The following is an 11057-nucleotide window of genomic DNA, read 5'->3' on the forward strand; positions in this document are numbered from 1 at the left end:
ACTGCCGCCCGTCTCCCGCAGCGGCGACGCCGCCGACCGGCTCACCGACCGGCTCACCGAACTCGTCCCGGCCGACGGCAACCGGTCCTACGACATGCGCGAGGTGATCGAGGAACTCGTCGACGACGGGGACTCCATGGAGGTGCACGCGGACTGGGCCCGCAACCTCGTGTGCACGCTGGCCCGGCTGGACGGCCAGGTGGTGGGCATCGTCGCCAACCAGCCGTCCGCGATGGCGGGCGTCCTCGACATCGAGTCCAGCGAGAAGGGCGCGCGGTTCGTCCAGTTCTGCGACGCCTTCAACATCCCGCTGGTCACCCTCGTCGACGTGCCGGGCTTCCTGCCCGGAGTCGGCCAGGAGCACGACGGGATCATCCGCCGGGGCGCCAAGCTGCTGTACGCCTACTGCAACGCGACGGTGCCGCGGATCTCGGTCGTGCTGCGCAAGGCGTACGGCGGCGCGTACATCGTCATGGACTCCCGCTCCATCGGCGCCGACCTGTCACTGGCCTGGCCCACCAACGAGATCGCCGTCATGGGTGCGGAAGGGGCCGCGGGGGTCATCTTCCGCCGGGAGATCGCGGCGGCCGAGGACCCCGAGGCCGTCCGGGCGGCGAAGATCGCCGAGTACCGCAAGGAGCTGATGAACCCCTACTACGCCGCGGAGCGGGGACTGGTGGACGACATCATCCACCCGGCGGAGACGCGTTCGGCCCTCGTCCGGGCCCTCCAGATGCTCAGCTCCAAGCACAGCGAGCTGCCGACCCGCAAGCACGGCAACCCGCCGCAGTGACCGGTTCCTTCCCGCACGACGACACGGGCCCGCGCACCGGTGGTGCGCGGGCCCTCCGTTCCGCAATCCCAGGAGGTGGCCGGACATGGCCGAGCAGCAGTTCGCGCAGTGGCTGCGCGTGGAGAAGGGCAACCCCAGCGCCGAGGACCTGGCCGCGCTGACGGCCGTCCTGCTGGCGCGCACGGCGGCGGTCGGCGCGGAGCCGGACGACGTCTCCCGCCGGGAGCGGGCCAAGGCGCACTGGCGGCGCCCGGAGCGGGGCACGGACCGCACCGAGCCCCGGTCCTGGTGCTGCGCGCCCCTCAACGACCGCGACCGGGCCAGGCCCGAGGCGGCCTGAGCGGGGCCGGGCCGGTGCCGCGGCGACTTCCGCGGCACCTTCCGCGGCACCGTCCGCGGCAACGCAAGAAGGCGGGTACCAGCGTCACGCTGGTACCCGCCTTCCGGCGTTCCGGGGGGGTTACCGGGCCGCGGTGGCCGCGGCCGACCGGGCGAGCGCCGACCGCACGACGGCCGCGACCCCGGCCGCCGCCGCGTCGAGGTAGAAGTGCCCGCCGGGGAACGTCCGCACCTCGCCCCCGGCGGACGAGTGCTCCGTCCAGCCCGCCGCGTCCGCCACCGGCACCACGGGGTCCGCGTCCCCGACCAGCACCGTGAACGGCGCGGCCAGCGGCGGGCCCGGCTCCCAGCGGTAGCCGCGCAGCGCCGTGTAGTCCGCCCGCAGCACCGGCATGACCATCTCCAGCATCTCCGGGTCGTCCAGGACGCGGCCGACGGTGCCGCCCAGCCGCCGCACCTCCGCGACCAGTTCCGCGTCGGTGGACAGCTGGTCACTGGGGCGCGGCCGCGTGGACGGCGCGCCCCGGCCGGAGAGGAACAGGTGCGCCGGGCCGGGGCGGCCGGCGGCCGCCCGCAGCCGGGCCGTCTCGTACGCCACGGAGGCGCCCATGCTGTGCCCGAAGAACGCGAAGTGCCGGTCCGCGCCGCCCAGCCGGGCGTCGAGCGCGGCGTCCACCGCCTCGGCCAGGCCGGTCAGCCGGGACACCGGGGCCTCCAGCCGCCGGTCCTGGCGGCCCGGGTACTGCACGGCCAGCACCTCCACGTCCGGGTCCAGGGCCCGTGCGAGCGCCAGGTACGCGCTCGCCGCGCCCCCCGCGTGCGGGAAGCAGACCAGCAGCGGGGCCGTCGGCGGCACCTGCGTGAACCGCCGGAACCAGTCGTCGGCTGTCATGTCGTCCTCTCCTCTCGTCCTCACGGGGTGAGCAGTTCGGCCGGGCGGCCGTCACCGGCGCGGACGTCCGCCGGCCGGGGGAAGAACCCCGCCTCGACGAAGAAGTCCACGTAGGTGTCGAACAGCTCCCGGGACATCGGCGGGCACTCGACGCCGGTGCCGCTCAGCGCCGCCTCGGCGACGGAGGTGTCCACCGGCGGGTAGAAGGCCTCGTTGTCGGTGGCCATCATCTCGAACGCCTCCAGCAGGGGCAGCATGGCGTTGTCGGCGTCCGACCGCACCAGCGTGCTCCAGTCGTCCCAGGGCAGTTCGGCCAGCGGGTAGCCGCGCTCCCGCAGCCGCGCGGTGAACTCCGCGAAGCTGCCGTTGCTCTGGTTGAACAGGTGGAAGGTGCCGCCCGCCGCGGTGTCCTGGCGGGAGAGGGTGACGACGGCGGAGCTGACGTAGTCCACCGGCGTCAGGTGCACCCGGCCCACCAGGCCCGCGGGCACCGCCTGCGCCTGCACCAGACCGCGCAGGCTCAGCCAGACGAAGTCCCGCGTCTGGCAGGCGCCGTGGACCTGGTCGCCGGAGATGACGTCGATGCGGTAGACGGACACCGGCATGCCGCGCTCGCGGGCCGCCTCGACGAGCTGCTCGGCCGCCCACTTGCTCTGGAGGTAGCCGCTGGGCAGCGCCTCGACGGGCCCGGTGGTGTCGTCCACCCGCAGCGGGACCCCGTTCGCCAGTTCCCCGGCGAAGACGCCCGTCGTGGACAGGTAGTGCACCGGCACCGTCCGGTGCCGTGCGGCCAGCCGCAGCACCTCCTCCGTGCCGCGCACGTTGGCGTCCCGCAGCGAGGTGTACGGGCGCAGCCAGTGCACCGTCGCACCGGCGTGGTAGACGACGTCCATGGTGCGGGCCAGCTCGTCGAAGACGTCCTCCGCCAGGCCGAGCCCGGGCTGCGCCAGGTCGCCGGGGATCACCCGGAGCCGGGCGGCGTCCACCTCGTCCCACACCCGGTAGTTCTCCAGGTTCGCCCGCAGCCGCGCCATGCCCTCGGCCTCGTCGGCGGACCGCACCAGGCAGTGCACCGTTCCGGCGGTGTCCCGCATCAGGTCCCGCACGAGGAACGCGCCGAGGAACCCGGTGGCACCGGTCAGCAGGACGTGCGCCGGGTCGGCCACCACGCGGGTGAGGTCCCCGGCGGGCCGCACGTCCTCGGCCAGCCGGGTGTCGGCCGCGAAGTCGACGCCGTCGCGCGGGCCGCCGTCGCCGGGGGTCCGCGCGAGCAGGCCCACGAGGTAGCGGGTGAGCGCGACGGGCGTCGGGTGGTCGAACACCAGCGTCGACGGCAGCCGCGTCCCGCACACCTCGCCGAGCCGGTTCCGCAGCTCCACCGAGGTCAGCGAGTCGAAGCCGAGGCCGGTGAACGGCTGCTCGCTGTCCAGCGCGGCCGGGTCGCCGTGGCCCAGGACGGCGGCCATCTCGGCCAGCACCACGTCCATCACCAGGGCGGTCCGCTCCGCGTCGTCCAGCTCCCGCAGCCGTTCGCCCAGCGCGCCCGCGTCGCCGCCGGTGTTGCGCGCGGCGGGCCGCGCGGTCAGCCGGGCCAGGCCCGTCATGAGCAGCGGCACCTGGCTCGGCTGCTCCCGCAGCGCCGCCGTGTCCAGCGGGGTGGCGACGAGCGCGGCCGCGCCGGAGCCGGTGGCCAGGTCGAGCAGGACGGTGCCCTCCTCGTGCGTGACGGGCCGGAAGCCGGAACGGGCGATGCGCCTGCGGTCGTTGTCGTCCAGCGAGCTGGTGATGCCGGTGACCTGGTCCCACAGGCCCCAGGCGATCGACGTGGCGGGCAGCCCGAGCCCGGCCCGGTGCGCGGCGAGCCCGTCCAGGTAGGCGTTGGCCGCCGCGTAGTTGCCCTGCCCCGCGCCGCCGATCACCCCGGCGACGGAGGAGAAGAGCACGAAGGCGGTGAGGTCGAAGCCGCGGGTCAGGTCGTGCAGGTGCCGGGCGGCGTCCGCCTTCGCCCGCAGGACCCGGGTCAGCCGCTCCTCGGTCAGGTCCGTCACCAGGGCGTCGTCCGCGACACCCGCCGCGTGCACCACCCCGGTCAGCGGCAGGTCGGCTGGCAGCGCGGCCAGGACTCCGGCCAGCGCCTGCCGGTCGCCGGCGTCGCAGGCCGCGATGGTGACCCGGGCGCCCGCCTCCGTCAGTTCGCGCTCCAGCTCGGCCGCGCCCTCGGCGTCCCGGCCGCGCCGGCTGAGCAGCAGCAGGTGGCGCACGCCGTGCTCGGTGGCCAGGTGCCGGGCGACCAGGGCGCCCAGTGAGCCGGTGCCGCCGGTCACCAGGACGGTGCCGTCCGCCTTCCACGGCGCGCGCGCCGCGTCGCCGGCCGGCGGGGCCGTGCGGCGCACGCGCGGCACGGTGGTCCGCTCCCCGCGCACGGCGACCTGCGGTTCGCCTGCGGCCGCGACGGCGGCGAGCACCGCGCGCGTCCCCGGTCCGTCCTCGGCGCCCGCGCCGACGTCGGCCAGCACGAACCGTCCCGGTGCCTCCGACTGGGCCGACCGCACCAGGCCCCACACGGCCGCGCCCGCCAGGTCCGGCACCTCCTCGGCGGTCTCGGCCGCGACGGCGCCGCGGGTGGCGAAGACCACCGGAGTGGCGGAGTCCGCCTCGTCGGCCAGGTGCCGCTGGAGCACGGCGAGGGCGCTGACGGCGGCGGCCTGGGGGTCGCCGTCGGTCACCCACACGATCTCCGGTTCCGGCGCGTCCGCCCGCCGGGGCAGGTCCACGGGCAGCCAGTCGACCTGGAACAGGGCCTCGTGGTGCCGGGCGCGCGCGGCATGGAGGCGCGCGGTGTCCACCGTGCCCACCGAGACCGCGTCGGCGGTGAGCACGGGCTGTCCCGCACGGTCGGTCAGCAGCACCCCGGCGGTGCCGTCGGCGCCGGTGGTGCGGTGGACGCGCAGGGCGGTGGCCCCGGTCGCGTGCAGCCGCACCCCGTGCAGCGCGGCCGCCGCGACGGTGGACTCGCCCGGCTCGGCGGGCAGCGTGCGCAGCGCGGCGTCCAGCAGGGTCGGGTGCAGCGCGAAGTCCCGCACCTCGCCGTGCCGGTCCTCGGGCAGCTCCACCTCGGCGTGCGGCTCGCCGGACGCCGTCACCACGGCCCCGGCGGTGGCCGGTCCGGCGGCGCTCATCGTCCCGTGGGCGTGCCGCGTCCAGGCGCCGTCGGTGCCGTCCACCCGGCTGTGGACGGTGAACGCCCGCACCCCGTCGGCCGTCGGCGCCCCCGCGCCGACCTGCACCTGCACCGTCCCCGTCGCCGGGAGGGCGAGCGGCTCGTCCACGACGAGCCGGTCCACGCGGGTGCAGCCCAGCTCGTCACCGGCCCGCACCACGGCCTCCACCAGCGCGGACGCCGGGAGGACGGGCGCGCCGCCGGCGGTGTGCGCCGCCAGCCACGGGTGGGTGCGCACGGAGACGCGGGAGGTGAACAGCGCCTGCTCGCTGTCGGCCGGGGTGACCGCGGTGCCCAGCAGCGGGTGCCCGGTGCCCTCCGTGTCCTGCGCGGAGGTGGGGTTGAGCCAGAAACGCTGGTGCTGGAAGGCGTAGGTGGGCAGCTCGGCCCGCCCCGGACGGGCCGGGGCGAAGAACGCGCCCCAGTCGGGGGAGGCGCCCAGTGTGTGCAGCCGGGCCAGCGTGGCGACGATGTGCTGCCCCTCCTCCTCCCCCGCGCGGGACAGCGGCAGGGTCGTGAGGCCGTCCACGTGCGCGGCCAGCGGGGTGAGCGTGGCGTCCGGGCCGATCTCCAGCGCGGTGGTGACGCCCTCGGCCACCAGGGTCAGCAGCGCGTCGTGGAACCGGACCGGCTGCCGGATCTGGTGCGGCCAGTAGGCGGCGTCGCCCAGCAGGTCCGGCGCGGCCAGCGCGGCCGTCACCGTGGAGATGACGGGCAGCTTCGGCGGGTGGTACGTCAGCGTGTCCGCCACGGCGCGGTAGGCGTCGAGCATGTCCTCCATGCGCGGGGAGTGCGAGGCGATGCTGATGACCAGCCGCTTCGTCTTGCGGCCCATCGCCGCGAAGCGCGCCGCGATCTCCTCGGCGGGCTCCTCGTCGCCGGAGATGACCACCGAGTTGGGCGCGTTCAGCGCACCGATCGAGACCCGGTCGGTGAGGTGCGGCAGGATCTCCTCCTCGGTCGCCTGCACCGCGATCATGGCGCCCCCGGCGGGCAGCGCGCCCATGAGCGTGCCGCGCGCCGTCACCAGCTTTGCCGCGTCCTCCAGGGAGAGGACGCCCGCGACGTGGGCGGCGGCCAGCTCGCCCGCCGAGTGCCCGACCAGGAAGTCGGGACGCAGGCCCCAGCTCTCCAGCAGCCGGAACTGGGCGACCTGGAAGGCGAAGGTCGCGGGCTGGGTGTACTCGGTGCCGTCCAGGCCCTCACCGGTGGCGATCGCCTGGCGCAGGGCCGGGTCGAGGAGATCCAGCGCCGCCTCGTACGCCTGCGCGAACACCGGGAAGGCGTCGGCCAGCTGACGTCCCATGCCGGTGCGCTGGGCGCCCTGCCCGGTGAACAGGTAGGCCGTCTTGCCGGGCGCGGCGGCGCCCGAGACGACCCGCGGGTCGGTGGAGCCGGAGGCCAGCGCGCGCAGGCCCTCCAGCAGTTCGGCGCGGCCGGTGCCGGTGACAGCGGCCCGGTGGGCGAACGCGGCCCGCCCGGTGGCCAGCGCGTGGCCGACGTCCACGGGGGACGTCCCGGGGTCCGCCTCCACCGCGTCCAGCAGCCGCCGGGCCTGCGCGCGCACCGCGTCGGGCGTCTTCGCCGACAGCAGCCACGGCACCGCGGGAAGCGGCACGGGCGCGACCGCCTCCTCCGCCTCGGCCGGCTCCTCGGCGGGCGCCTGCTCCAGGATGACGTGCGCGTTGGTGCCGCTCACGCCGAACGAGGACACACCGGCCCGGCGCGCCCTGGCCACCTGCGGCCACGCGGTGGCCTCGGTCAGCAGCCGGACGTCGCCCGCCTCCCAGTCCACGTGCGGGGTCGGCTCGTCCACGTGCAGGGTCTTGGGCAGCACCCCGTGCCGGATGGCCTGGATCATCTTGATGACGCCGCCCACGCCCGCCGCCGCCACCGAGTGGCCGATGTTGGACTTGAGCGACCCCAGGTACAGCGGGCGCCCCTCGGGGCGCTCCTGCCCGTAGGTGGCCAGGAGTGCCTGCGCCTCGATGGGGTCGCCGAGCTTGGTGCCGGTGCCGTGCGCCTCGACGGCGTCCACGTCGGCCGGGGTGAGCCGCGCGTCGGCCAGCGCCTGCCGGATGACCCGCTCCTGGGACGGGCCGCTGGGCGCGGTCAGGCCGTTGGAGGCGCCGTCCTGGTTGACGGCGGAGCCGCGCACGACGGCCAGCACGCGGTGCCCGTTGCGGCGCGCGTCGGACAGCTTCTCCAGGAGCAGCAGGCCCACGCCCTCGGCCCAGCCCGTGCCCTCGGCCGCCGCGGCGAAGGACTTGCAGCGCCCGTCGGCGGCCAGGCCGCGCTGGCGGGAGAAGTCGACGAACCCGTTCGGCGAACCGTTGACCGTGACGCCGCCCGCCAGCGCGAGCGTGGACTCGCCCGAGCGCAGCGACTGCGCCGCCAGGTGCAGCGCCACCAGCGAGGAGGAGCAGGCGGTGTCCAGGGACACCGCCGGACCCTCGAAGCCGAACGTGTACGACACCCGGCCGGACGCCACACTGCTCAGCTTGCTCGTCATGAGGTAGCCCTCGAACTCCTCGGGGCCCTCGCGGTTGAGGTAGCTCTGCTCGACGACGCCCGTGAACACCCCGGTCCTGGTGCCGCGCAGGGCGGCCGGGTCGATGCCCGCGCTCTCCAGCGTCTCCCAGGCCGTCTCCAGCAGGACCCGCTGCTGCGGGTCCATGGCCAGCGCCTCGCGGGGCGAGATGCCGAAGAAGGCGGCGTCGAACTGCGTCGCGCCGTCGAGGAAGCCGCCCTCGCGGGTGTACGACTTCCCCGGCTTGCCCGGCTCGGGGTCGTAGAGGCCCTCGGTGTCCCAGCCCCGGTCCTCGGGCCAGGGGCTGATGGCGTCACGTCCCTCCTCGACCAGCCGCCACAGCCCCTCCGGCGAGGAGACGCCGCCCGGGTAGCGGCACGCCATGCCGACCACCGCGATCGGCTCGTCCTGGCCCGACTCCAGCTCGGCCAGCCGCTGCCTCGCCTTCTGGAGGTCGGCGGTGACCCACTTCAGATACTCGACCAGCTTCTCTTCGTTCGACATGCGGAATCAGTCTCTCCTCGGATGCACGATGGTCCGGCGCTCGCACAGACGCGGGCTTCAGGTCGCGGAACGGCCGAGCTGGTTGTCGATGAAGTCGAAGATCTCGGAGGCGGACGCCTCCGCGAGGGTGTCGGCGGCACCGGCCGACGCCGTGGCCGCCGCGGACTCCGAGAGGCGGGACAGCATCGTCTGGAGCCGGATGGAGACCGTCGAGACCGTCTCGGCGTCCCCGTCCAGCGCGGCCAGCTCCGCCTCCAGGTCCGACAGCCGGGCCAGTACGGTGCGCGGCCCGTCCGCCTCCTCGGGCGCCACCTGCCGCAGCAGGAAGGCGGCGAGCGCGTCCGGCGTGGGGTGGTCGAAGACGAGCGTCGCCGGGAGCCGGACGCCGGCGACGGCGCCCAGCCGGTTGCGCAGTTCCACGGCCGTCATCGAGTCGAAGCCCAGCTCCTGGAACGCCTGCTCGGCGCCCAGCGACCCCGGGTCCGTGTGGCCCAGCACCGCGGCCACCTCCGACCGCACCAGATCGAGGACCACCGGCAGGCGCTCCTGGCCGGGCAGCTCCGCCAGCCGGTCGGCCAGCGTCCGGGGCGCGGCCCCGCCCGCCTGGGCGGCGCGCCGTTCCGGCACCCGCACCAGGCCGCGCAGGACGTGCGGCACCCGGCCGTGCGCCCGCATGGCCGCCGCGTCCAGGGGCAGCGCCACCACGGCGGGGGCCGCCGAGGCCAGCGCCGCGTCCAGCAGCCGCAGGCCCTCCTGCGGCGGCACCGCGCGGAACCCCTCGCGGGCGTAGCGGGCCCGGTCGGCGGAGTCGAGCGCGGCGTTCACGCCCGTGCCCTCCGGCAGGTCCCACAGGCCCCAGGCGACCGACGTGGCGGGCAGCCCCAGGGCGGCCCGGTGTGCGGCGAGCCCGTCCAGGGCGGCGTTGGCCGCCGCGTAGTTGGCCTGCCCGGGGCCGCCGATCACGCCCACCGTGGAGGAGAACAGGACGAAGGCGGTGAGGTCCGCGCCGCGGGTCAGCTCGTGCAGGTGCCAGGCCGCGTCCGCCTTCGGGCGGAGCGCCGTGGCCAGCCGCTCCGGCGTCATCGCCGGGAACAGCCCGTTGTCGAGCACCCCGGCGGTGTGGACGACGCCGGTGAGCGGACGGTCCCCGGGTATCCGGTCCAGGACGGCGGCGAGCGCGTCGCGGTCGGCGGCGTCGCAGGCGGCGACGGTGACCGTCGCGCCCAGCTCCGCCAGCTCCTCCCGGAGCCCGGTGGCGGCGGGGGCGTCGGGCCCGCTCCGGCTGAGCAGCAGCAAGTGGCGGACGCCGTGGGCGGTGACCAGGTGCCGGGCGGCCAGGGCGCCCAGCGCCCCGGTGCCGCCGGTCACCAGCACCGTGCCCTCCGGCGACCACACCGGCGCCGCGCCGGCGGTGGCCCCGGTGGCGTCCGACCGCCGCAGGCGCGGCACCCGCACCGACCCGTCCCGCACCGCGGCCTGCGGCTCACCGGCCGCCAGCAGCGCGGGCAGGACGTCGCCGGGCTCCCCGCCGCCGTCCGGAGCCAGGTCCAGCAGGACGACGCGGTCGGGCGCCTCGGCCTGCACCGAGCGCAGCAGGCCCCACACGGCGGCGCCCGCCGGGGACACCGTCCCGCCCTCGTCGGCGGCCACGGCGCCCCGGGTCACGACGGCCAGGACGGTGTCCTCGCCGCGCTCCCCGGACTCGTCGGACAGCCACTCCCGCACCTGTTCCAGCGTCCGGCCGACCGCCGCGTGCACCTCGTCGGGCCCGGTCCCGTCGTGCGTGACCGGCAGCACCTCCCAGCTGCGCCCGTCCGCGGCGCCCGACGGCCCGGCGGGCAGGGACACCGGCTCCCACACGACGGTGTGCAGGGGCAGCGTCCGCCGCGCACCCGCGACGTCCTCGGGCGCGAACGTCCGGAACGTGACCGCCGCGACGGACACCACCGGCTCCCCGGCGGCGTCCCGCAGCAGCACCGGGCCACCGGTGCCGGACGCGGTCCGCACCTGCGCCTGTGTCGCTCCCGTGGCGTGCAGCCGGACGCCGTGCCACTCGGCGGGCAGCGCGTCCGGGTCGCCGTCCCCGGCGAGGTCCACGGCCAGGGCCAGCAGCGCCGGGTGGAGGGCGTAGCGCGCCGCGTCGGCGAGCAGCTCCTCGGGCAGCGCCGCCTCGTAGGCGTCACCGCCGTCCGGGCCGGCGGGCCCGGTGTCGTCCGGCCGTGCGCCGTCCACGGGGGCGCCGAGCGCGCCGTCCGCGTGCAGCGTCCAGACGGCCTCGTCACCGGCGGGCCTGCTGTGCACGGAGAACGTCCGCTTCCCGTCCTCGCCGGGTCCGGCGACGCTGAGCTGGACGTGGAGGTCGCCCTGCTCGGGCAGCGCGACCGGGCGGCGCAGGGTCAGCCGGTCGACGGACGCCGCGCCGAGCCGGTCGGCGGCGTGCACGGCGGCCTCCACCAGCGCGGCGGGCGGCACCACGGGGGCGCCGTGCAGCGGCCGCTCCGCGAACCACGGGTGCGTCCGCAGCGAGACGCGCCCGGTGAACAGCACCTGCTCGCCGCCCGCGACCGGGACGGCCTCCCCGATCAGCGGGTGGCCGTCCGCACCGGCCCCGGCCCCGCCCGGTGTGGGCTCCAGCCAGTAGCGCCGGTGCTGGAACGCGTAGCCGGGCAGCGTCACGTGGCGCGGCGCGGCCGGGGCGAAGTACGCGGACCAGTCGACCGGGGCGCCCAGGGTGTGCAGGTGGGCGAGGGCGGTGACCACGGTCGCGGTCTCGTGGTGT

At 76.5% G+C, this 11057-nt stretch carries 5 protein-coding genes; 2 read left to right on the forward strand and 3 right to left on the reverse strand.

Annotation, left to right across the window (positions count from 1 at the left end; all coding sequences use genetic code 11):
• Both V1J52_RS25835 and V1J52_RS25840 read left to right on the forward strand, forming a co-directional pair.
• The coding region (locus tag V1J52_RS25835; protein ID WP_330142394.1) for an acyl-CoA carboxylase subunit beta at nucleotides 1-793 on the forward strand (793 nt) is incomplete at its 5' end.
• A gap of 85 nt (nucleotides 794-878) precedes the next feature.
• Complete coding sequence (locus tag V1J52_RS25840; RefSeq protein ID WP_330142395.1) at nucleotides 879-1133, forward strand: acyl-CoA carboxylase epsilon subunit; 255 nt, start codon at nucleotides 879-881, stop codon at nucleotides 1131-1133.
• 120 nt (nucleotides 1134-1253) lie between these two features.
• Here V1J52_RS25840 and V1J52_RS25845 read toward each other — a convergent pair whose 3' ends face one another.
• From V1J52_RS25845 to V1J52_RS25855, 3 genes are all read right to left on the reverse strand, one after another.
• Nucleotides 1254-2024, reverse strand: coding sequence for a thioesterase II family protein (locus V1J52_RS25845; RefSeq protein WP_330142396.1), 771 nt, complete (start codon nucleotides 2022-2024; stop codon nucleotides 1254-1256).
• 20 nt (nucleotides 2025-2044) lie between these two features.
• A complete protein-coding gene (locus V1J52_RS25850) occupies nucleotides 2045-8278 on the reverse strand; it encodes a thioester reductase domain-containing protein (protein ID WP_330142397.1) in 6234 nt (2077 codons plus the stop codon).
• Between the two features lie 57 nt (nucleotides 8279-8335).
• Nucleotides 8336-11057, reverse strand: a 2722-nt coding sequence (locus V1J52_RS25855; protein WP_330142398.1) for a type I polyketide synthase, incomplete at its 5' end; no start/stop codon positions are given.

Origin of the sequence: Streptomyces solitudinis, from assembly GCF_036323765.1 — a bacterium.
Taxonomy (GTDB): Bacteria; Actinomycetota; Actinomycetes; order Streptomycetales; family Streptomycetaceae; genus Streptomyces.

What these genes read in the sequence shown, in the direction of transcription:
- V1J52_RS25850 (WP_330142397.1), bottom strand. Translation starts at nt 8,278, where the DNA reads ATGTCGAACGAAGAGAAGCTGGTCGAGTATCTGAAGTGGGTCACCGCC.
- V1J52_RS25840 (WP_330142395.1), top strand. Translation starts at nt 879, where the DNA reads ATGGCCGAGCAGCAGTTCGCGCAGTGGCTGCGCGTGGAGAAGGGCAAC.
- V1J52_RS25845 (WP_330142396.1), bottom strand. Translation starts at nt 2,024, where the DNA reads ATGACAGCCGACGACTGGTTCCGGCGGTTCACGCAGGTGCCGCCGACG.